This is a genomic window from Pseudomonas sp. FP2254, assembly GCF_030687695.1.
In the GTDB taxonomy this organism is placed as follows: Bacteria; Pseudomonadota; Gammaproteobacteria; order Pseudomonadales; family Pseudomonadaceae; genus Aquipseudomonas; species Aquipseudomonas quebecensis.
In genome coordinates this window covers 2,999,159-3,021,745 of the sequence record NZ_CP117444.1, presented here as the reverse complement: position 1 = coordinate 3,021,745, position 22,587 = coordinate 2,999,159, and the positions used below count along the sequence as shown (strand labels likewise).

The following is a 22,587-nucleotide window of genomic DNA, read 5'->3' as shown; positions in this document are numbered from 1 at the left end:
GGCCACCGCGCACGGACAGGTCTTAGTTGATGCGAGGATGCTGTTGCACCAGGTTTTCACGCTTGGCTTCAAGCTCGGCGATCTCGGCGTCGATATCTTCGATCTTCTGCTCGATATTGTCATGGTGTTCTTGCAGCAGTTCCTTGGCTTCTTCCATGTCCGAGGCAGCCGGAGCCGCACCGCGCAGAGGGCGGTTGGCGGTTTCTTTCATCGTCAGGCCGGTGATCAGGCCGACCACCGCAAACGCCATCAGGTAGTAAGCGGGCATGTACAGGTCATTGGTGGTTTCCACCAGCCAGGCGACGGCGGTCGGCGTCAGGCCTGCGATCAGCACCGAGACGTTGAACGCGCTGGCCAGCGCGCTGTAGCGCAGGTGCGTGGGGAACATCGCCGGCAGGGTGGAAGCCATGACGCCGATAAAGAAGTTCAGCACGATGGCCAGGATCAACAGCCCCGCGAAGATCAGACCGATCTTGCCGCTGGTGATCAGCATAAAGGCCGGGATCGCCAGCAACAGCAGGCCGATGCTGCCGGCAATAATGAAGGGTTTGCGGCCTATCTTGTCACTGACAAATCCGATGAACGGTTGCACGAACAGCATGCCGACCATGATCGCGATGATGATCAGCACACCGCTGTTTTCTTTGTAATGCAGATTGTGGGACAGATAGCTCGGCATGTACGTGAGCAGCATGTAGTACGTCACGTTGGTCGCGGCCACGATGCCGATACACGTGAGCAGGCTGCGCCAGTGTTTGGTGGCAACTTCCTTGAACGAGACTTTCGGGCCGTGGGACAGGCCTTCGCGGTCGCCTTGTTCGAGGCTGTCCATGTGCTGCTGGAACGCCGGGGTTTCTTCCAGTGCGTGGCGCAGATACAGGCCAATCATGCCCAGAGGCAGGGCAAGGAAGAACGGCAGGCGCCAGCCCCAGGACTCGAACTGGGCTTCGCCGAGGATGCTGGAGATGAGCACCACCACACCGGCGCCGAGCACGAAGCCGGCGATGGAACCGAAGTCCAGCCAACTGCCGAGGAAGCCGCGCTTACGGTCCGGCGCGTATTCGGCGACGAAGATCGATGCGCCGGTGTATTCACCGCCCACCGAGAAACCTTGCGCCATCTTGCACAGCAGCAACAGGATCGGCGCCCAGATGCCGATGCTGTCGTAGCCGGGGATGAGGCCGATGGCGAAGGTGCTCAGCGACATGATCACGATGGTCGCCGCCAGGACTTTCTGCCGCCCATACTTGTCGCCCAGGGCGCCGAAGAACAGGCCACCCAGCGGACGAATCAAAAACGGTACAGAGAAGGTGGCCAGCGCGGCGATCATTTGCACGCTGGGCGAAGCGTCCGGGAAAAACACCTTGCCCAGCACATAGGCGACAAACCCGTAGACGCCAAAGTCGAACCATTCCATGGCGTTACCCAGTGCAGCGGCGGTGATCGCCTTGCGCATCTTGGTGTCATCGACAATGGTGATGTCATTCAATCCGATGGGATTGACGCTTTTCTTACGTGATTTCATGCGGACCACTCTAAAACAGAACAGGGGAGGTGCTATCACTGCGATAGCACCGCTCTGTCACTTCAGATACAAGTGCATGCGAAATAATTCACCGCTATTTGCGTTTTTTTGCGGATAGGGTGAGTGGCCTTAACCCCTAAGGAGCAATCAGCGAATGCCGTCCAGCCACTCACGCCTGGTTTACCGTGCGCCACAACTCGATGATGTGCAGCGATTGTTCGCGATCTTCGGCGACCCCCAGACGAATCTGTTCAACCCGGCGGGGCCTATGCAGCATTGGGCGGATGCACAACGGCTGCTCCACAGATGGATGGCGCAGTGGGCCAGCGGCGGTTACGGCTGGTGGGCGATTGCCCATCGCGACACGCCGTGCCACATCATTGGCTTTGGTGGTATCGCACCTATGAATTACCTCGGGCAGCAGCGTATCAACCTTGGTTATCGCTTTGCCGTTCAGGCCTGGGGGCAGGGCTATGCCACCGAACTGGGCCGCGACGCGCTGACACTGGCGTTCGAAACCCTCCAATTGCCCGAAGTGTTCGGGCTGGTGCGTCCGAACCACACGGCGTCGATCCGCGTGCTGGAGAAGATCGGCATGCAGCGCCACGGCCTGCTCGACGACGTTCCCGGCCAGGCACCGAGCCTGGTGCTGCGGGTTTGCCGCCCAGCGACTGAACCGGCCTGAGCAGGGCTGACCAACAGCTCTGTGGCGAGCGGGCTTGCCCCGCGCTGGATTGCGCAGCAGCCCCTCAAAAGTACACCGCGTTTCTCCCGCTGATAAACGGTGATTACCCGCCTTGTCATCATATGACCTTGCTTGAACGAGGCTGCCTAATTTACCGGTAATGCCGGATTGACAGCGTCCACGTGGCCCGATATAAAAGTCGCAGTTGTACGACGACATATGACGTTGCGTATGTCCTATCTAACAAAAATAAAAAGTGATGCCATGAATCTAAGCGAGCCCATCAAAGCCCATCGTGTCGGCCAGGCCGTCGGCAACTATCGTTGGACCATCTGCGCGATGCTGTTTTTCGCCACGACCGTCAACTACCTCGACCGCCAGGTGCTCAGCCTGCTGGCGCCGCAGTTGTCGACGCAATTCGGCTGGAGCAACACCGATTACGCCAACATCGCCGCCGTGTTCCAGTTTGTGTATGCCATTTCCATGCTGTTCGCCGGACGCTTCGTCGACAAAATCGGTACCAAGGCGGCCTATGTGATCGCCATCGCCATTTGGTCCACGGGTGCGGTGATGCATGCGTTCTCCGTGCCGATGGGCGAGGGCATCGCCGCCATCAGCGGCGCCATCGGGCTGGCGGTGATCCCGGTGTCGATTGCCGGCTTCATGCTGTCCCGCGCGGTGCTGGCGGTTGGTGAGGCGGGTAACTTCCCGATTGCGATCAAGGCTACCGCTGAATACTTCCCCAAAAAAGAACGCTCGCTGGCCACCGGTATCTTCAACTCCGGTGCCAACGTCGGTGCGATCCTGGCGCCGATCTGCGTACCGCTGATCGCCGGTCTGTGGGGCTGGGAAGCCGCCTTCATCGTGATCGGCATGCTCGGTTTCGTATGGGTAGCGGTATGGATCGGGCTGTATCAGAAGCCTGAAGAGCAGAAACGCCTGTCGGCCGAGGAGTTGGCTTACATCCGCAGCGACCAGACCGTTCAGCCGTTCGCCCAGGCACCTGCAGGCGCCACGCCGAAAAAAGTCTCGTGGTTCAAGTTGCTCACTTATCGCCAAACCTGGGCCTTTGCGTTCGGCAAGTTCATGACCGACGGGGTGTGGTGGTTTTTCCTGTTCTGGTTGCCCACCTACCTGGCGGCGCAATACGGCATGAAAGGCGCCGATATCGTGATGCCCCTGGCCGTGCTGTACAGCATGACCATGGTCGGCAGCATCGGCGGCGGCTGGTTCCCCAGCTACTTCATGGCCCGAGGCGACGCCCCTTACGACGGCCGCATGAAAGCCATGCTGGTGATTGCGCTGTTCCCATTGGTGGTCCTGCTGGCGCAGCCGTTGGGCTACATCAGCTTCTGGGTGCCGGTATTGTTGATCGGCGTCGGTGCTTCGGCGCACCAGGCATGGTCGTGCAACATCTTCACCACGGTGTCCGATATGTTTCCGCAGAAAACCGTGGCCTCGGTAGTTGGCATTGGCGGCATGGCCGGCGGGCTGGGCGGTGTAGTGATGACCAAGATCGGCGGCTGGGTATTTGACTACTACAAGTCCATCAATGACATCCACACCGGCTACATGATCATGTTCGCGATCTGTGCCCTGGCGTATCTGGTGGCCTGGAGCGTGATGAAGACCCTGGTGCCACGCCACAAGGAAATCACTGACCTGTAAATCAATCTGCCGGAGCGGGCACACCGCTCCGGCAGCGCGCGATCAACGATTGCGCGTTACCCGCCACACGGTGTTGGCCAGGTCGTCGGCGATGATCAATGCGCCTTTCGGGTCCACCGTCACCCCCACCGGACGCCCACGCGTCTTGCCATCCTCGCCGCGAAAGCCGGTAGCGAAGTCCAGCGGTTCACCGGCCGGCTTACCGTCCTTGAACGGCACGAAAATCACCTTGTAGCCCACCGGCTGGTCGCGGTTCCAACTGCCGTGCTCGCCGACAAACACACCGTCGGCAAAGCGCTCGCCCAGCGCCGGGAGGGAAAAGTCCACGCCCAGGGCGGCCACATGGGAACCCAGGCTGTAATCGGGTTTGATCGCCGCCGCGACTTTCGCCGGGTTCTGCGGTTGCACGCGCGGATCGACGTTCTGGCCCCAGTAGCTGTAGGGCCAGCCGTAGAATGCACCCTCGCGCACCGAGCTCAGGTAATCCGGTACCAGGTCGGGGCCGAGTTCGTCGCGCTCGTTGACCACTGTCCACAATTGCCCGGAATCCGGTTGGATCGTCAGCGCAGTCGGGTTGCGCAGGCCGGTTGCATAGGGCCTGTGCGCGCCGGTCTGGGCATCGATCTGCCAGACCATGGCACGGTCGATTTCCACTTCCATGCCGCGCTCGGTGATGTTGCTGTTGGAACCGATACCCACATACAACTGACGACCATCGGCGCTCACGGCCAGGGATTTGGTCCAGTGGTGGTTGATCTGCGCCGGCAGGTCGGTGACTTTGACCGGCGCGCCGCTGGCCTTGGTCTGACCGTCGGTGTAGTCGAATCGCACCAGCGCGTCCTGGTTGGCCACGTACAGCTTGCCATCGGCGAAGGCCAGGCCGTAGGGCGCGTTGAGGTTATCGGCGAACACTGTCTTGAGCTCGTAGGTACCGTCACCGTCGGCGTCGCGCAGCAGGGTGAGGCGGTTGCCGCCCTTGACCTGGGTGTTGCCCTGGGCCTTGATCACGCTGGCGATCACGTCCTTGGGCTTGAGCTTGGCCGCGCTGCCGCCCCGGCCCTCGGCGACAAGGATATCGCCGTTGGGCAGTACCAGGGTCTGGCGTGGGATGGCCAGGTCGGTGGCAATCGCCGTGACGCTGTAGCCCTCGGGTACGGTGGGTTTCTGCTCGCCCCAGGGCGTTGGCTCGGCGATCTTCATGCTCGGCAGCAGGCTGCTTTGTTGTTCGGGCAATTTGGGATCGGGGCCGCGCGCCTGGGTCTTGTCGCCTTCAGCGCCACAGGCACTCAGCAGCAGGGCGGTGCTTATCACGGTCAATGCATGGCAGGTTTTCATCGGGCACCTCCGGTGCGCAGGCCGGTCCAGGTGGCGAGGATCGCCAGCACGGTTACGATTGCCGACAGCACCAGGCCGGCGGGCATCATGGCGTAGGCGTCCTTGGCGTGCTGGAACGCATCGATCAACCCCAGCACCCAAGTGGCCAACAGCAGCAGTACATAGGCGACAGGGCGTCCGGCTTTGTGGGTGGCGCGCAGCAGGTTGACCAGCGCGAACACCAGGGCCAGGCCACAGAACACCAGTGCACCGGCAATCAACCAGGACGCGAAGTTGGCCCATTGAATCTGGAAGGTCTGAGCGTAGGTGATGTCACTGAGCAGGGCGCCCAAAAACAGCGGCACGCTGCCGGCCAGCAAGGTCGCGTGCAGCGGACCGGGCCGGATATCGGGGTAGGTGGGGAGGGTAGTCATGGGGGAAGCGGCTCCTTATCGTGCAGCGCCCTGGGCTCAGGGACGCAGTGACTTCGCATAGGAAAGGAGCGTGTCATTTGTAGGAAAGTTCATAGATGTTATACCGAGGATACGTGTCGAAATATTATGAACCGCGTGGCGTGTTCCTCGGCCCAAGCCCTTATGATCTCGCCCTCACTCAGTCCAGGCCCTTCCATGACCCACCCTCGCATCGGCTTTGCCTGCCAGTACAAACACCCCGACCGCGTGCTCTCGACCAGCGCGCTGAAACTGATTGAAGGCCCGTTCAACCCGCGCACCACCACATTGCGCTGGATGGACAGCGTCGACCCCGGCGTCGTCCGTGACAAATTGGTTGAAGTGGTCACCCACAACCTGGCAGCGCAATTGCAGTTGCTAAGTTACGTCGCCACGCTGCCACCGACCTTGCGCATGCTGCGCCTGAGCAGTGATCTGTTGCCGTTCTACAGCCATCCCAAAGTGGCGTCTGTCTACCGCGACCCGGCCATCCAGGCGCAATTGATTGAGGGCTTCGCCGCCATCGGCGAGCTGGCGCGGACCTCGGACATTCGCCTGTCGTTTCATCCCGGCCAATACTGTGTGCTTGGCTCGGAAAACCCGAATGTGGTGGAAAACAGCGTGGCCGAATTTGAGTACCACGCCGACATGATCCGCATGATGGGCTACGGCCGGCGCTTCCAGGACCTCAAATGCAACGTGCATATCGCCGGCCGCCTTGGCGTGGAAGGCACCCGCGCGGTGTGGGCGCGACTGTCGGAGGTGGCGCGCCATTGCATCACCTTCGAGAACGATGAAAAAACCTACGGCCTTGACCACTGCCTGCAAGTCGCCGACCTGGCACCGGTGGTGCTCGATATCCACCATTGCTGGATTCACGAGGAGGCCTATATCGACCCCGACTCGCCTCGGGTGGCCCGTGTGATCGACAGCTGGCGCGGCGTGCGCCCCACCATGCACTACTCCCAGCCCCAGGAGCGCCTGCAGGACCTGGGGTTCGACGCCGCACACAAGCTGGAAATGACGGCGCTGTTGCAGGTGGTCTCCAAGCGCGAGCTGTACGCCCACAGCGAGCAGATGTGGAACCGCTGGACCAACGACTACGCCCTGCAGTTTCTGGATCGCTTCGACATCATGCTGGAAGCCAAGGACAAGAACGTGGCATCGTCAGCGTTCTACGAATACTGGCAGTCACAGGCCAGTTAAACAAAAAGGAGTTTCCCGGCATGCCCACCCTGCACCTGTTGTGCGGCAAGATCGCCGCCGGCAAATCCACACTGGCCAGGCGCCTGGTGGCGGAACACCGCGCGGTCCTGCTCGGCGAAGACACTTGGCTGGCGCAACTGTACCCCGGTGAGGTGCTGTCCATCGCCGACTACCTGCGCAGTGCTCAACGCCTGCGCGGCGTGATGGGGCCGCTGGTGATCGACCTGCTCAAGTCCGGCGTCAATGTGGTGCTGGATTTTCCGGCCAACACCCTGGCCAATCGCGAATGGCTGCTGAGCCTGGCACACAGCGCCCAAGTGCCGCACTGCCTGCACTACCTGGAACTGGACGACGCCACCTGCCGCGCCCGCCTGCATGCACGCAATGCCGGCGGCGAACACGACTTTGCCGCCACCGACGCCGAGTTCGACCTGATCACCCGGCACTTCTGCGTGCCGAGCGAGGCTGAGGGGCTGGTGATTGAAGTGCATCGGCCGTGAGCGTGTCAGCGTCACAGGGCCTGGACACCGAGGGTTTTATCCTCACCGTGGCGCAGGCGCCCGTGCAGGCTGAGTATGAGTCGGTGTTGGCGGATGCCTGCTCACTGCTGTCGCAGCAAACGTTGGGGCTCGATGGCTTGTATGTTTACGGCAGCGTCGCGCGGGGTGACGCGACGCCCGGTCATTCCGACCTGGACCTCACACTGGTGCTGCGCGAGCCGCAGACCCCGCAGGTAGCAGAGCAATTGGAACGAGTTCGCCGTGAACTTGAACGGCGTCACCCGCACGTCACCAAAGTCGACTTCGATATCGGCGAGCGCGCGCAGGTAATGGCGGTTGAAAACCGCAACCTTTGGGGGTTCTGGCTCAAGCATCAGTGTCGTTGTATTTGGGGCAATGACCTCTCCGTCCATTTCGAGCGGTTTCGCCCATGCCGTGAAATCGCGCTGGCGTTAAATGGAGACGTCTATTCGGTATTGAACACCTATATCTGCGCTATCGGGCAAACGGTTATCGAGTCGGATCGGCTGCGCTTGCAGCGGGAAGCGTCGCGCAAACTGATCAGGGCGACGCAGATATTGCGCCCGGAAGCGGCAACGATGTGGCCACAAACACTGGAAGAACATGTGGCGATGTTCCTCCAGAGTCAACCGGCGATGGTCACTCAGGTCGCGTTTTTTTTGGTTGAAGCGCGAAACCCTGGCGCATCGGGCGATCGGTTCTGCGCGCGGCTGCAGGTGTTTCTGGATTGGCTGATAATCGATTTGGGGAGCTCGGAACATGACTTTTAAAATAAGTGGAGATAACCACCAGATTTGAACGCTACGGTTAGGTTCGAATGAACCAGCGATGCTTTCTAGGTTATCTACGTGGATTGATGTTGGGCCAAGATGCTCTGGTTCCCGTCATGATCATCATTGTAACTAAAATTAGTAATTGCCTGGGATCATTCAAGGAGGCAGAGAGTGACATTTGTCTTGCGTCAGGTTGAATGGCAACTGCGAAAGCTGAGGGTATTACCTGGCTGATCAATAACAGGTTCAGTCATAAACCACTCTGCCTTGAAGATGCAGAATATCGATGTCGAGGCCTAAATATTCATGTCTATATCGACATGCCTCAAGCAACTGCCATTCAGGTTGGATTTGGCTATACTACTTATCTAATGGGTAAAGTCAGGTTTGGTCCCCAGTTCGATTCCTCGCCGGCGAGTGCGCTTTTAGCGGTTATGGTGAGCTCGCCACCAGTGAAGTTAGGAATGGCGGCAATATTCAACTTCGCCGAAAAGTGCCCGTTTTCATCGCAAAAAACATTGGCAAGTTGATTGCCGCTATTAGCCTGAAGGATGGCAATGTTAGTTCGAGGTGTGCTCCTTCCCTGAACATAAACGGAGTCTCTGTTAAATGCTGGAGCGTCGAATACAGGTGCTGAAAGTGCCATGATCAATATCCTTTTTACATGAGTTTATTGTGCATCAAGACGAATTTAATCGTCCCTTGGAAAGGTAAGCCATCAATAGAGTTGTATCTACTGTCATATTTGACAGGGTGCCAGACCTGTTTTGAATAAGTGTGCATCTAATTCGTTATAAGAGTCGAGCGGGATAGGTCTCGGCAACTTCAGCGCATCAGTGCATATCACTCGGAGCGCACTACTGCTCATTGAAAGAACGCCCAGCGCCGCACATTCTTGCTGGCAGGCGCGAGGCGGTGCGCAAGAGCGTGCACCTGCAAATGTTTGGTACTTCTCGACTGGATCGTTTCACACCAGCGCGAAACCCTCCTCAGGACTTAAACCGCCCCACCAAGCCATTCAACTCATCCGACAGCTTCGACAGCCGACCCGAGTCGTCCTGGGCTGAGTTGGCCAGGCTTTCCACCAGGCGCGCTTCGTCGTAGATCTGCTGGATATGCCGATTGATCTCTTCGGCCACGCTGTGCTGCTCTTCGGCGGCGGCGGAGATCTGCAGGTTCTGGTCGCGGATTTCGTTGACCGAGGTCTGGATGCCTTCGAAGCTGTCCCGCGCGTTTTCGATGGACGACACGCTGGCTTTCGACAGGTCCATGCAACTGCCCATCTTCTGGGTGACTTCCTGGGTCTTGGTTTCCAGGGTGCCGAGCAGGTGCTCGATCTCGCCGGTGGAGTCGGAGGTGCGCTTGGCCAGGGCGCGGACTTCGTCGGCCACCACGGCAAAGCCGCGGCCCTGGTCGCCGGCGCGCGCGGCTTCGATGGCGGCGTTGAGGGCCAGCAGGTTGGTTTGTTCGGCAATCGCGCGGATGGTGCCGAGGATCTGGTTGATGCTGCGGCTGCCGGCCTCCAGCTCGACCATGGCCTGGGACGATTCGCTCAAGCGGCGGCCCAGGCGGTTGACGTTGTCGGTGGTCGCTTCGATCTGCTGTTTGCCCTCGGCCACACGGCGGTGGCCGTTCTCGGCGGATTCGGCCGCGCCGCTGCAGGAACGCGCGACTTCGTTGGCCGTGGCCACCATTTCATTGAATGCAGTGGACACCAGTTCCACCGCTTCGCGCTGGCGACCGGCGGCTTCATTCATGTTGTGGGCCACCTCACTGTTGACCTTCGAAGCGTTATGCAGGTTGGCCGAGGCCGCGCCGATGTGCTGGATCAACTGGCGAATGGCGGCGAGGAACTTATTGAACCAGCCTGCCAGTTCGGCGGTTTCGTCCTTGCCCTGCACCTGCAACTCATGGCGCAGGTCGCCTTCACCCTCGGCGATCGACTGCAGGCCCGTGCTGACCTGGCCGATCGGCTTGACGATCACTTTGGAAAACGCCGCGGCGATCAGGCCGAAAATCAGCACCAGCACGCCGACGATGATCGCGGTGAGGTAGGTCATGCGGGTGGCTTCGGCCATCACTTCGGCTTTTTCGATCAGGCCGATATAGCGCCAGCCCAGACCGGGGGAGGTCCACACGTTGGCCATGTAGCGCACGCCATCGATCTCCACTTCGGTGGACCCTTGAGTCGTCTGGGCCAGTTGCGCGTAAGCCGTGCCCAGGTCCTTGAGCGGTTTGAAACTGTGGGCGGCGTCGCGCGGGTCGACCAGCACCACGCCGTCTTCGATCAGCATCACATAGCCGCTGTCTCCGAGCTTGATGCTCTTGACCAGTTCGGTGAGGTTTTTGAGCGACACACTGACCACGAATACACCCTTGGGCTTGCCGGCACCGTCGAGCATGACGCGCGCCGTGCCCACCAGGGCCACGTCGTCTTTGTCGTAGTAATAGGCCGGTGTGCGCACGGTTTTGCCGGGGCTGGCCATCGCCGCTTTGTACCAAGGGCGTGCGCGCGGATCGTATTTGGCCAACTGAGGGTCATCCGGCCATTTGACGTAGGTGCCGTCTTCCAGGCCGATAGACAGGATCGCCGCCGCCGGGTGGGTCGCGCCATAGCGCGCGAAGCGCTCGATCACCGTTTGCGCTTCGGCGGGCATCGGTTGAGCGGGCGCGTCGGCGGGTTGGTAATTCTTCAGGGTGCCGACGGAGGTGTATACAGAATCGGTGGCCATCTGATCGACGTTCTGCAAAGTGCCGTCGAAGAACTGGCGGATATTGCCGTCGATCTGGCGAATCTCCCGAGTGCTGCCGTCGATGAATTGCTCCACCGCCTGGCTGCGCGTGTTCATGACCGAAATCACCGCCACCAGGCTGACCGGGATAAATGCGACCGAGACAAACGCCAGTACAAGCTTGTTCTTTATTTTCATCAAGATGACCATCAGCGTGGAGGGGCGGCCAAAGCGACTCGCGTTCGGGAAGAAGCGAGGCGATTTGCTATCACCGCTGTTTCGGCGTGGTCTGGGTAAATCTTTAGGGTTTTTTGTACACAATACAATCGGTGATTGTTCTGTATCCAATCAGTACACATCACGCAGGTAACGCTTCTGCTCGCTCAGCTGGCGCCAATAGTCCACGGCATGCTCCGGGTCCAGCCCGCCGTGGGTTTGTGCGATCTGGCGCAGTACCTGATCGACATCCTTGGCCATCTGGCGGGCGTCGCCGCAGATGTACACCCTGGCGCCGTCCTGCAGCCAGCGCCACAGCTCGGCGCCTTGTTCGCGCAGGCGGTCCTGCACGTAGACCTTTTGCGCCTGGTCGCGTGAGAACGCCAGGCTCAGGTGGGTGAGCAGACCGTCGCGCTGCAGGCCTTGCAGTTCGTCCTGGTAATAGAAGTCGCTGGCGGCGTGCTGCTCGCCGAAGAACAACCAGTTGCGGCCTTGATGCCCGAGGGCACGACGCTCCTGCAGGAACGCGCGAAACGGCGCCACGCCGGTGCCGGGGCCGATCATGATCATCGGCACATCGCCGTCGCTGGGCGTGCGGAAATGCTTGGACGGCTGCACGAACACCGGCACTTCACCGTCGCCGACGCGGTCGGCGAGAAAGGTCGAAGACACGCCTTTGCGTTTGCCATAGCGCACGGCCGCGACGGTCAGGTGCACCTCACCGGGGTGGGCCTTGGCGCTGGAGGCAATCGAATAGAGGCGCGGTTGCAGGCGCCGCAGCGTGCCCAGCAGTTCGGCGGCCGAGCACTCGATGGGGTAGGCCTGCAACACGTCCGCCAGTTGCCGACCCCATAGCCAGTCGTTCAGTTCGGCTTTGTGTTCGGGCCGCAGCAACTGCTCAAGGCCCGTGTCAGCGCTGCGCTCGGCAATAAACGCCAGGGTTTCGCTGCTGGGCCGGGCGATTTCAAAATGCTGAGTCAGCGCCTGTTGCAGAGAGACCTCGCCGAAGGTCTCGATATTGACGCTGGTCGATGCTTTAAGGCCGGTCAGCGCGAGCAGTTCGTGGACCAGTTCGGGGCAGTTACGCGGCCTTACGCCGAGGGCATCGCCGGCTTCATAGCTGAGGCCGGAGTCGGCCAGGTCCAGGGCGAACTGGCGGGTTTCCTTATGGCGGCTGTGCGGGTTGAGGTGGCGGTTGAGCAACAGGCGCGAGCCATACAGCTTGGTCTTGCCGGCGGGCGTGGCGACTGCCGGCGCTTTGGTCGGGTTGAGGCTGTGCTGCAGGCGCAGCAGCCAGGTATCGGCGCGGTCGTGGAATTGGGTATCGCAATCGACACGCTCCAACAGGCGCGTGGCGCCCAATTCCAGCAGGCGTTGGTCGAGGCGTTTGCCGTGGTTGCAGAACTGGTCATAGTTTGGATCGCCGAGGGCCAGTACGGCAAAACGCAGGGATTCCAGGCGCGTTTCGCTGCGGCTGAGGCTGTGCCAGAAACCTTCGCCGTTGTCCGGTGGGTCGCCGTCGCCGAAGGTGCTGCTGATCAGCGCCAGGTTCTGGGTGCTTGCCAGTCGGCTCGCCGGGAAATCCGCCATCGCGCTCAGCTCGACGCTGATACCGGCCTCGCGCAGGCGTTGGGCACAGCGCTCGGCCAATGCTTCGGCATTGCCGGTCTGGGATGCCCACAGCAAGGTCAAGGCAGGTGCGGCGGGCAGCGTGGTGACACCCGCCGCGTGCGCGCGACTGAACAGCCCGCCGAGTAAACCGTCGACCCATAGCCGCGCTTCGCCGGCCAGCGGCGCGTTCGGCGGCAACACCGGCACCTCCCCTGGCTGGCGTGCGCTGTCGGCGCGCAGGCCACTGATGAAACCGGCGAGGTAGGTGCGTTCGTTGTCGCTCAAGGGCGGCGGGGTGAGGGGCCGCAGGCCGGCGATTTCGGCGAAGGCGTCGATGCGCGACAGGGTGGATTGCTCTGCGCGAGCGGGAAGGTCGGTGGCCGCCTGGGGGGGCGTGTCGAGGAACTGATGGTCGATCAACTCGACGCGTGCCAGGCTGACCGCGCAGCACTTGAATTCCGGTTGCAACGAAATCGGGTCGACCGCGTCCGAAGTCACGGCATTGATCGCCAGGTGTTCGCCAAACACATCGTTCCAGTGGAACGGTGCAAAACAGTGGCCCGGTTGCACGCGGTCGCTGATCAATGCGGGTAACACCGCGCGCCCGCGCCGCGACAGCACTTGCACCGGTTGCCTGGCCCGGATGCCCAGGCGCGCGGCGTCGTCGGGATGGATCTCGACGAAGGGGCCGGGGTTGAGTTTGTTCAGCGTGGCGATCTTGCCGGTCTTGGTCAGGGTGTGCCATTGGTGCTGCACGCGGCCGGTGTTGAGCACGAATGGAAAGGTGTCGTCGGGCAGTTCCGCCGGGGGCATGTGCGGGCGCGCAAAGAACTGGGCTTTGCCGCCGGCGGTGGCGAAACGCAGCGCGCCGTGCTCGCGGTAGCGAATCGGGTTGCGCGGCGCCGACTCGGCCGTCGCCAGCGGCCATTGCAGCGGCGTCTCGCGCAGACGCCCATAGCTGGCGCCGCGCAGGTCGTAGCCGGTGGCGGGGTTGCAGGCGCGTTTGATTTCTTCGAACACCTCGCTGGCGTTCGCGTAGCTGAACGCTTCGGCATAGCCCATCGCACAGGCGACCCGGGCGATGATCCGCCAGTCGGCCAGGGCCTCGCCCGGCGGCTCCACGGCGTGTTGCATCAGGGTCAGGTTGCGCTCGGAGTTGATCATCACGCCTTCGGCTTCGGCCCACAACGCGCCGGGCAAGAGGATGTCGGCGTAGCGGTTGGTTTCGGTGTCGAGGAAGGCGTCCTGAGTGATGACCAGGTCAGCGGCCTGCAGCCCATCGATCACCGTTTGACGGTTGGGCACGCTGGCCACCGGGTTGGTGCAGATGATCCAGCAGGCTTTGATCTGCCCCGCGGCCATCTGCTCGAACATTGCCACGGTGCCGTCGCCGGCCTGGCGCGGCAGGCGGTCGGCGGGAATCTGCCAGAGGTCTTCGATAAAGGCGCGATCGGCCTCCACCAGCATCGAGCGCTGCCCGGGCAGGCCAGGGCCCATGTAGCCCATCTCACGCCCGCCCATGGCATTGGGTTGGCCGGTGAGGGAGAACGGGCCGCTGCCGGGACGGCAGATGGCGCCGGTGGCCAGGTGCAGGTTGCACAAGGCGTTGGTGTTCCAGGTGCCGTGGGTGCTCTGGTTGAGGCCCATGGTCCAGCAGCTCATCCACTCGGCAGCCTCGCCGATCCAGGTGGCGGCCTGGCGGATGTCGGCTTCGGCCAGGCCGGTGATGGCGGCGACCTGCTGCGGTGAGTAGTCCTCCAGGAACGCAGGCATGACCTCCCAACCCTCAGTGAAGGTGGCGATAAAGGCCGGATCGGTATGGCCGTTTTTCACCAACAGGTGCAGCAGGCCGTTGAGCAACGCAAGGTCGGTGCCGGGGTTGATCGGCAGGTGCAGGTGCGCCTTGTCGGCGGTGGCGCTGCGCCGTGGGTCGACCACGATCAGCTTAGCCCCGGCCTTGACCCGGTCCATCATGCGCAGGAACAGGATGGGGTGACAGTCGGCCATATTGGCGCCGATCACGAAGAACAGGTCGGCGCGGTCGAAGTCGTCGTAGGACCCCGGCGGCCCATCGGAACCCAGGGACAGCTTGTAGCCGCTGCCGGCGCTGGCCATGCACAGCCGCGAGTTGGATTCGATATGGCGGGTGCCGACAAAGCCCTTGGCTAACTTGTTGACCAGGTATTGGGCTTCCAGTGACATCTGCCCGGACACATAAAACGCCAATGCATCGGGGCCATGCCGCTCCAGCACGTTGCGCAGGCGCCCGGCGGTCCTGGCGATGGCTTCGTCCATGGCGATGCGCACCGGGTCGCGGTCGCGGGCCTGGCGCAGGTAGGCATTTTCCATGCGCCCGGACTCGGCGATGGCTTGCCCGCAGGTGCTGCCCTTGGTGCACAGGCGACCGGCATTGGTGGGGTGGTCGGGGTCGCCGATCACCTTGACCACCTTATTGTCTTCGACCTGCATGACGATGCCGCAGCCCACGCCACAATAGGGGCACACACTGCGTACGCGTTGGTTGGCCATTGATAACCCTCGAATCTTTTCTGCCCGGCAAAAAAAAGCGCCGCGTAACCCTCCGTTGGAACGGGGATTACACGGCGCCTTTGTCGTGGATGGGCAATCAGCGTTGACTGCTCTGTGGCGCTGTACCTAGCAAGCGGCGCGCCAGGTTGTTCAAGGTGCCGTACTGATGGTGGTGAGGGTGCTTGCCGCCGCCGCGCGAACTCGCGGGAGCAAGCGTCCTGTGCCCTTTTATGACGCGCTGCGCACCAGTTGGAGGCGTGTTCGGCAGGGGGGCGCGGGCGTGGAGGCTGTGGGTACGGGGTTGCGACAGGTTGGCACAGAGCCTGCAAGATCACCGGTAACCCACTTCGGTCAACGACGATCGACAACATGGGCAACAGCGGTGGAATCGGCGAAGTCGTCCGATGCCAACCGTATAAGAACAGGCAAAGACGCCTGGAACCGTAAGGTTTCAGGCGTTTTTTTTTGCTTTTTTCAAACCGTGATGAGTTTTGTCGGGTGCTGATATGAACGCCAATAACGCCAGTCTGAACCAGCTGCAAACCCTGATCGTCGTCGGCAATGGCATGGTCGGTCATCACTGCGTGGAGCAGTTGATCGAACGCGGCGCGCTGGATCACTACCAACTGCATGTGTTCAGCGAAGAGCCGATGCGCGCCTATGATCGCGTGCATTTATCCGAATACTTCACCGGCCGCGATGCCGAGTCGCTGGCGCTGTCCGACGCGGCGCTGTACCAGACGCCGGGCGTGACCCTGCACCTTGACGTGCAGGTGCTGGATATCGACCGCGCCCAGCGCCAGGTGGTCACCGCCCAAGGTCGCGTCACCTATGACAAGCTGGTGCTGGCCACCGGCTCATATCCCTTCGTACCCCCGATAGAGGGCGCCGAAGGTGACTCGCGCCTGGTGTACCGCACTCTGCAGGACCTCGACGCCATCCGTGCGGCCGCCGCCAATGCGCGGCGCGGTGTGGTGGTCGGCGGTGGGCTGCTCGGCCTGGAAGCGGCCAACGCCCTCAAAAGCCTGGGCCTGGAAGCCCATGTGGTGGAGTTCGCGCCGCGCCTGATGCCGGTGCAGCTGGATGACTTCGGCGGCCTGGCACTCAAGGCGCAGATCGAACGACTGGGCGTCGGCGTGCATTTGTCCCGTGCCACGCAGTCGATCAGCGTTGGCGAGCAGTATCGCTATCGCATGAATTTCGCCAACGACGAATTTCTGGAAACCGACCTTATCGTGTTTTCCGCCGGTATTCGCGCCCAGGACGCTCTGGCGCGCCAGGCGGGGCTTGAGATCGGCCCGCGCGGTGGGGTGGTGATCAACGACGAATGCCAGAGCTGCGATCCGCATATCTACGCAATCGGTGAGTGTGCCTCGTGGAACGGCAGCCTGTTCGGCCTGGTCGCGCCCGGCTACCAGATGGCCCGTGGCGTGGCGGCGTTGCTGTGCGGGCAGGGCGCCGAGCCGTTTGTGGGGGCGGACATGTCGACCAAACTCAAGTTGCTCGGCGTCGACGTCGGTTCCATCGGTGACGCCCACGCCCACACGCCGGGCGCGCGCAGCTATCAGTTTATCGACGAGGCCACCGCCAGCTACCGCCGTCTGGTGGTGGATGCCGCCGGCAGGCAGGTGATCGGCGCGGTGCTGGTGGGTGACAACAGCTACTACGACACGCTGCTGCAATACCTGCAGAACGGCATCGCCTTGCCGGCCGAACCCGCCAGCCTGATCCTGCCGTCCTCGGCCGGCGCACCAACCCTCGGCCCCGGCGCGTTGCCGGAATCGGCCACGGTGTGTTCGTGCCACAACGTCACCAAGGGCGCGATCTGCGCAGCCATCGACGGCGGCTGCGCCGACCTCGGCGTGCTCAAGGCGCAGACCAAGGCCTGCACCGGCTGCGGCGGGTGCGCCGGGTTGCTCAAGCAGGTGTTCGAACATGAACTGCTGGCCCGTGGCGTCAGTGTCGACAAGCGTTTGTGCGAGCACTTCGCCTATACCCGTAAGGAGCTGTATGCCCTGGTGCGTGTGGAAGGGGTGCTCAGCTTTGAAGCACTGCTGGCCAAGCACGGCCGTGGTCACATCGGCTGTGACGTGTGCAAACCGGCGGTGGGCTCGATCCTGGCCTCGTGCTGGAACCAGCCGATCATGGACCCGTCGCTGGTGCCGTTGCAGGACACCAACGACACCTTTATGGCCAATATGCAGAAGAACGGCACCTACTCGGTGGTGCCACGGATACCGGGCGGTGAGATCACTGCCGACAAGCTGATCGTGATCGGCGAGGTGGCGAAAAAATACAACCTCTATACCAAGATCACCGGCGGCCAGCGCATCGACCTGTTCGGCGCGCAACTGCACGAATTGCCGGACATCTGGGGCGAGCTGATCGCGGCCGGTTTCGAGACCGGGCATGCGTATGGCAAGTCCACGCGCACGGTCAAATCCTGCGTCGGCAGCACGTGGTGCCGTTATGGCGTGCAGGACAGCGTGAAAATGGCGCTGTTGATCGAGGACCGCTACAAGGGCCTGCGTTCGCCGCACAAACTCAAGTTCGCGGTGTCCGGTTGCACCCGCGAATGCGCCGAAGCCCAGAGCAAGGACGTGGGTGTGATTGCCACCGAAAAGGGCTGGAACCTTTATATCGCCGGCAACGGCGGCATGCGTCCACGGCATGCCGAACTGTTCGCCACCGACCTCGACGATGCTACGCTGATTCGCTACATCGATCGCTTCCTGATGTTCTACATCCGCACCGCCGACAAGCTGCAACGCACTTCGGTGTGGCGCGAAAGCCTGGAAGGCGGCCTGGATTTCCTCAAGGATGTGATCGTGCACGACAGCCTGGGCCTGGGCGCCGAACTGGAAGCGCAGATGCAACAGGTGGTCGACCGCTACGAATGCGAATGGGCCAACGCCCTCAAAGACCCGGAAAAACTCAAGCGCTTCCGCACCTTCGTCAACGACAAACGCCCGGACCCGGACATTCACTTCGTCCAGGAACGCGGCCAGCGTCGCCCGATCATGGCCGCCGAACTCAACCTGATTGCCGTCGCCGAGGAGATTGCCTGATGAGCCAGCCCAATACCTTACGTACACTCGCCAGCTGGAAAGCCGTTTGCAATGAAACCGACCTGGTGCGCAATTCCGGCGTGGTGGTGTGGCTGGACGGCGCACAGGTGGCGCTGTTCTACCTGCCCGACGCCGAAGCACAGACGCTCTACGCCATCGACAACCACGACCCGGAGTCCGGCGCCAATGTAATCGGCCGTGGCCTGGTGGGCAGCCTCAAGGGCGAGCTGGTGGTGGCCGCGCCGATCTACAAACAGCATTACCGCCTGCACGACGGCCAATGCCTGGAAACCCCGCGCCAGCGCCTGCGGGTGTGGCCGGTGCGGTTGAAGGGTGGGATGGTGGAGGTGCAAGTGTCTTGCTGAATCCTGACCTACACAGAGCACGATGCGGGAGCCTGCCCCGATAGGCACAGGTATCTAGACCTCTTCGATAGAACACAGAGCCTGAGCAATGTGAGGTTTTTGTGGTGAGCAGGCTTGCCCTGCGCTGGGCTGCGCAGCAGCCCCAAACCTGCCAGGCGTTTTTGCCTGGCACACCGCGGTGTCTGGGAACAGGGCCGCTTCGCGGCCCAGCGCGGGCGGTGCGACGATTCGACAAGCCCGCTTACCACAGGTTTATGTGTCAGCCTTTAAGTCCAGTATCTGTGAAGTTTCGACCACCTTGGCATAGTCCATCGCCAGGTTGCTCAACGACAGTGCATGCACATCCTCGGCCGGCCACAGGCGCCCGGATAAGTCGGTCTGGTCAAAGGTGTAGCAAGCGTCGGCGGCGACGATTACGTTAAAGCCCAGGTTGCCGCCGCTGCGGGCGGTGGCTTCGACGGAGTTGTTGGTGATCACGCCCGCGATAACCAACTGCCGAATGCCACGCTGGTGCAGCCAGCGTTCAAGGCCGGAGTGGATGAAGGCGTCCGGTATGTTTTTCTCCACCACATGCTCATGGGCCAACGGTTGCAGCGCCGGCTGGAATTCGCAGCCGGGCTGACCGGGCCGGAACACTGACGTCGGCGAGCGGGAGATATGCCGCACATGCACCACCGGACGCGCGCATTGGCGCCAGGCGACGAGCAATTGCTGCATATGCCGCTCGGCATCCGGGTTGTTGCGCCGCCCCAGGGTCGGCTGGTTCATGCCTTGCTGCATGTCGATAAGCAGCAAGGCTGCGTTGTCGGCTAACGGTTCCATGACACCTCCCTAGGCATAAGAAGCACGCAACATAACAGCCCGCCCGCGCGCCCACAGCAATTTGTTCGAAGCCTTCGCGGTTTGCCTTTACACTGCGGCCCCCGGATTTCAGCAAGGATGCTTTCCATGCGTTCGCTCGTCAGCGCAGTGTTTGTCTCAACGATGTTCGCGACCACGGCCATGGCCGAGCCCCGCTCGTTTTCGCTGAATGACCCCAGCGGCCGGTTTCTGCTGGAAGTGCTGTTTCCTGACGTGCCGCAAGACCTGCAGCAACTGGCGCCGGCGCTGGTCACCCTGCGCGATAAAACCACCCTGGCGATCCTCCAGCAACTGCGCACGCCTGCTGCCAGCGTGCCGCTCGACGGCGACGGCAAGACTCTGGACTGGCGCCTGGTCGGCGAAAATGGCGTGGTGTATTTCGCCGATATCAACCAGGACGGTCGCCAGGATCTGGCGATCCGTAACGGCGACGGCGCCGATGCGGGCTTTCAGTCGAACTACGACGTGTACCTGCAAGATCCGCAGCAGCCACGCTGGGTGTTCAATCGCCCACTCACCGACCTGGCGAACGAGACCTCCGGCGGCATGTTCTCGGTCAATCCCAAGGACGGCATCATCCATTCGCAAACCGACCGGGGCTGCTGCTGGACGCGCGCCAGCCGTTGGCAGATGCGCCACGGCGAGCTGGTGCGACTCAGCGCCTATACGCAGGAAGAAGTACCGGCAAGCGACGACGGCACCAGCATGCCCAAAGGCTACATGCTGCGCACCAGCGGCGAATGGAAGGACGGCCAGTGGCGTGAAACCCCGCGCCTGGAAGGGCCGGTCAATGAAGATCCGCAGATGCTCGCCGGCACTCTCAACGGCAAGATCCCGGTGCAACTTTGGTATCAGCAGCAAGGCGAGGTACTGATCGGCGAAGTGCGCTACACCAAAAGTGGCAGCGGCAAACCGATCAAACTGGTGGGCTCGATGGGCGACTATGAGGACAAACCCTTCGTTTACCTGCACGAATCGGCTGACGACGGTCATCAGACCGGCACCTGGCAGATCACCCGTGACAGCGTCGAACCCTTCGACTACCGCGGCGCCTGGGTCAGCAGCGGCAAGAAAGGTGCGTCGCAGTTGGCAGTGCAACTGCATGTCGAGGATCGCGAGCCGGAGTACCCCAAGTACGGCGACGTAGCCCGCGACCAGCGCAGTGGCCATTACCAGATGCGCGACGACTACCTGGGCCGCGACGGTGACCTGGACTTGAAGATCCTGCCCCAGCGCGATGCCCAGGGCCGCGAAGTGGCGCAATTCAGCGTGACCCTCCACGACACCGCCAGCGGAAAACCTATCGTCACCACGCAGCAGCGCGTGCCGATGGAAACCGAGAACCTGATCATCGTGCGTGCACCTTTGGCCAGCATAGGCACCGGGCCGTATCACATCCAACTGGTAAAAGATTTCGCGGTGATCAGGCACAACGCAGAGCCGGACTTTCCCGACTACCTGACCGGGATGTATCGCCGGCAGCCTTGATGCTGCCGCTGATGCACCTCGGTCACACCGTTGCTCGCGGCTTCAGCGATTGAACCGCTCAACCAACGCGTACTGGGTCGACGCTGTGTCGGTCAGTTCCCTGCTCAGGTCTGTCGATTGACGGGCCTGCATCGAGGTTTGGTCGGCCAGTTCGGCGATGGTGGTGATGTTGCGGCTGATCTCTTCGGCCACCGCGCTTTGTTCTTCGGTGGCGGCGGCGATCTGAGTGGTCATCTCGGTAATATGCGACACCGCCTCGCTGATCCCCGCCAGCGCCTGGTCTGCTTCGAGCACCCGCGCCACCCCTTCCTGCGCTTGGCGCTGACCGTTGTGCATGCTTTGCACCGCATTGCTGGAAGACGTTTGCAGTTGCGTAATCAACGCGTGGATCTGGGTCGTTGACTGCGAGGTACGCTGGGCCAGTTGACGAACCTCATCGGCCACCACCGCAAAGCCGCGACCTTGCTCACCGGCGCGGGCGGCTTCGATGGCGGCGTTGAGCGCCAGCAAGTTGGTCTGGTCTGCGATGCCTTTGATCACGTCGACCACGGTGCCGATTTCATCGCTGTCACGCGCCAGTTGCGCCACGGAGACGCCGGTCTCGCCGACTACCGCCGACAGCCGCTCGATGGCGTGACGGGTATCGCGCGCCACTTCGCGGCCGCGGCCGGTGAGCACGTTGGCTTGCTGGGTGGCGTCGGCGGTGCGTTGTACGTGACTGGCGACTTCCTGCGTCGTCGCGGCCATCTGGTTAACGGCAGCGGACACCTGTTCGGTCTCCACCCGTTGGCGGTCCAGGCCCCGGGCGCTGGCGCTGGCCAACTGGTCGGATTGCCCGGCCAGGGTGCTGAGTTGTTCAGCGCTGTCCTGCAGGCGGGTGAGGCAGGTTTTCAGGCGCGCGTTCTGGCTTTGGAACGCGGTTTCCAAACGTGCCTGCGGGCCGCGCGCGTCGCTGTACATCTGCGCGATCAACGCATCCGACGTGGAGGGCTCGACCCCTTGCAATAGGCGCAGCGTGCTGCCGTGGCGTGCTCTTGAGCAGAGCATGCCTATCGGCAACGCCACCGCTACAGCAACCGCGACGGCCACCGGTGCGCTGAGGAACAACCCGGCCAGGCTGCCGGCGATACCGCTGGCCGCATACGGCACGCCGTTCAACAGGCCGGCCAGCCACGCGTCCTGGCGCGGTACGCCGGTTTTGCCGTGGCTGATGCGTTGATAGAGGGTTTGGGCGCGGCGGATTTCATCGGCGGTGGGCTTGACCCGCACCGACTCGAAACCTACCACCCGACTGCCGTCGAAGATCGGCGTGACGTAGGCGTTGACCCAATAATGGTCGCCGTTCTTCGAGCGGTTTTTGACGATGCCCATCCAGGGCTGGCCTTGCTTGAGAGCATTCCACATGTGTTCGAACACGGCCGGTGGCACGTCGGGGTGGCGCACGATGTTCTGCGGGGCGCCGATCAGATCGTCGCGGTTGAAACCGCTGATCTCGACGAAAGCGTCGTTGCAGTAAGTGATCATCCCCTGCACGTCTGTAGCGGAGATGAGTTTCTGCTGCGGCGCGAGGGAA

Annotated in this window: 16 protein-coding genes and 1 pseudogene; 8 read left to right on the top strand and 9 right to left on the bottom strand. The window is 62.0% G+C overall.

Features of this window, described 5'->3' with window-relative positions; genetic code table 11:
• Positions 1-22 precede the first annotated feature (22 nt).
• The gene (proP, locus tag PSH94_RS13855; RefSeq protein ID WP_181077887.1) at positions 23-1,525 is read right to left on the bottom strand and encodes a glycine betaine/L-proline transporter ProP; all 1,503 of its coding nucleotides are present in this window, start codon (positions 1,523-1,525) and stop codon (positions 23-25) included.
• A 154-nt stretch (positions 1,526-1,679) separates the two neighbouring features.
• Here proP and PSH94_RS13850 point away from each other — a divergent pair, with 154 nt between their 5' ends.
• Entirely contained in the window at positions 1,680-2,210 is a 531-nt protein-coding gene (locus PSH94_RS13850) for a GNAT family N-acetyltransferase (protein ID WP_305434835.1), read from the top strand.
• Between the two features lie 264 nt (positions 2,211-2,474).
• On the top strand, positions 2,475-3,878 hold the full coding sequence (locus PSH94_RS13845) for an MFS transporter (RefSeq protein WP_181077883.1): 1,404 nt from the start codon (positions 2,475-2,477) through the stop codon (positions 3,876-3,878).
• 42 nt (positions 3,879-3,920) lie between these two features.
• On the opposite strand, the gene PSH94_RS13840 is transcribed toward PSH94_RS13845, so the two are convergent.
• Both PSH94_RS13840 and PSH94_RS13835 read right to left on the bottom strand, forming a co-directional pair.
• Complete coding sequence (locus PSH94_RS13840) at positions 3,921-5,213, bottom strand: sorbosone dehydrogenase family protein (RefSeq protein WP_305434832.1); 1,293 nt, start codon at positions 5,211-5,213, stop codon at positions 3,921-3,923.
• Positions 5,210-5,626, bottom strand: a complete 417-nt coding sequence (locus PSH94_RS13835; protein WP_181077880.1) for a DUF2231 domain-containing protein — start codon at positions 5,624-5,626, stop codon at positions 5,210-5,212. Before PSH94_RS13835 ends, PSH94_RS13840 begins: the two co-directional genes overlap by 4 nt.
• 195 nt (positions 5,627-5,821) lie before the next feature.
• Between PSH94_RS13835 and PSH94_RS13830 the strand changes: the two genes are divergently transcribed.
• The 3 genes from PSH94_RS13830 to PSH94_RS13820 are packed head-to-tail and all read left to right on the top strand — an operon-like array spanning position 5,822 to position 8,141.
• Positions 5,822-6,850 (top strand): UV damage endonuclease UvsE, encoded by a 1,029-nt coding sequence (locus PSH94_RS13830; protein ID WP_305434830.1) that lies wholly within the window; start codon positions 5,822-5,824, stop codon positions 6,848-6,850.
• A gap of 20 nt (positions 6,851-6,870) precedes the next feature.
• A complete protein-coding gene (locus tag PSH94_RS13825) occupies positions 6,871-7,350 on the top strand; it encodes an ATP-binding protein (RefSeq protein ID WP_305434828.1) in 480 nt (159 codons plus the stop codon).
• Positions 7,347-8,141, top strand: a complete 795-nt coding sequence (locus tag PSH94_RS13820; protein WP_305434827.1) for a nucleotidyltransferase domain-containing protein — start codon at positions 7,347-7,349, stop codon at positions 8,139-8,141. Before PSH94_RS13825 ends, PSH94_RS13820 begins: the two co-directional genes overlap by 4 nt.
• A gap of 367 nt (positions 8,142-8,508) precedes the next feature.
• On the opposite strand, the gene PSH94_RS13815 is transcribed toward PSH94_RS13820, so the two are convergent.
• From PSH94_RS13815 to PSH94_RS13805, 4 genes and pseudogenes are all read right to left on the bottom strand, one after another.
• Complete coding sequence (locus PSH94_RS13815; RefSeq protein WP_305434825.1) at positions 8,509-8,790, bottom strand: hypothetical protein; 282 nt, start codon at positions 8,788-8,790, stop codon at positions 8,509-8,511.
• Positions 8,791-9,133: 343 nt separating this feature from the next.
• The gene (locus PSH94_RS26150) at positions 9,134-9,901 is read right to left on the bottom strand and encodes a methyl-accepting chemotaxis protein (protein ID WP_370694778.1); all 768 of its coding nucleotides are present in this window, start codon (positions 9,899-9,901) and stop codon (positions 9,134-9,136) included.
• An 87-nt stretch (positions 9,902-9,988) separates the two neighbouring features.
• Positions 9,989-10,993, bottom strand: a pseudogene (locus tag PSH94_RS26145) (cache domain-containing protein); the annotation flags it as partial.
• A 231-nt stretch (positions 10,994-11,224) separates the two neighbouring features.
• On the bottom strand, positions 11,225-15,232 hold the full coding sequence (locus PSH94_RS13805) for a bifunctional nitrate reductase/sulfite reductase flavoprotein subunit alpha (RefSeq protein ID WP_305434822.1): 4,008 nt from the start codon (positions 15,230-15,232) through the stop codon (positions 11,225-11,227).
• Between the two features lie 506 nt (positions 15,233-15,738).
• On the opposite strand from PSH94_RS13805, the gene nirB reads away from it, so the two are divergent.
• Both nirB and nirD read left to right on the top strand, forming a co-directional pair.
• On the top strand, positions 15,739-18,300 hold the full coding sequence (gene nirB / locus PSH94_RS13800) for a nitrite reductase large subunit NirB (protein ID WP_305434820.1): 2,562 nt from the start codon (positions 15,739-15,741) through the stop codon (positions 18,298-18,300).
• Positions 18,300-18,665, top strand: coding sequence for a nitrite reductase small subunit NirD (gene nirD, locus PSH94_RS13795; RefSeq protein WP_181077869.1), 366 nt, complete (start codon positions 18,300-18,302; stop codon positions 18,663-18,665). Before nirB ends, nirD begins: the two co-directional genes overlap by 1 nt.
• A gap of 252 nt (positions 18,666-18,917) precedes the next feature.
• Here nirD and PSH94_RS13790 read toward each other — a convergent pair whose 3' ends face one another.
• Positions 18,918-19,487, bottom strand: coding sequence for a cysteine hydrolase family protein (locus tag PSH94_RS13790; protein ID WP_285429202.1), 570 nt, complete (start codon positions 19,485-19,487; stop codon positions 18,918-18,920).
• 126 nt (positions 19,488-19,613) lie between these two features.
• Here PSH94_RS13790 and PSH94_RS13785 point away from each other — a divergent pair, with 126 nt between their 5' ends.
• Positions 19,614-21,014 (top strand): hypothetical protein, encoded by a 1,401-nt coding sequence (locus PSH94_RS13785; protein ID WP_305434817.1) that lies wholly within the window; start codon positions 19,614-19,616, stop codon positions 21,012-21,014.
• A gap of 42 nt (positions 21,015-21,056) precedes the next feature.
• Here the strand turns inward: PSH94_RS13785 and PSH94_RS13780 are convergent, their stop codons facing one another.
• Complete coding sequence (locus tag PSH94_RS13780; RefSeq protein ID WP_370694777.1) at positions 21,057-22,538, bottom strand: PAS domain-containing methyl-accepting chemotaxis protein; 1,482 nt, start codon at positions 22,536-22,538, stop codon at positions 21,057-21,059.
• Between the last annotated feature and the right edge of the window lie 49 nt (positions 22,539-22,587).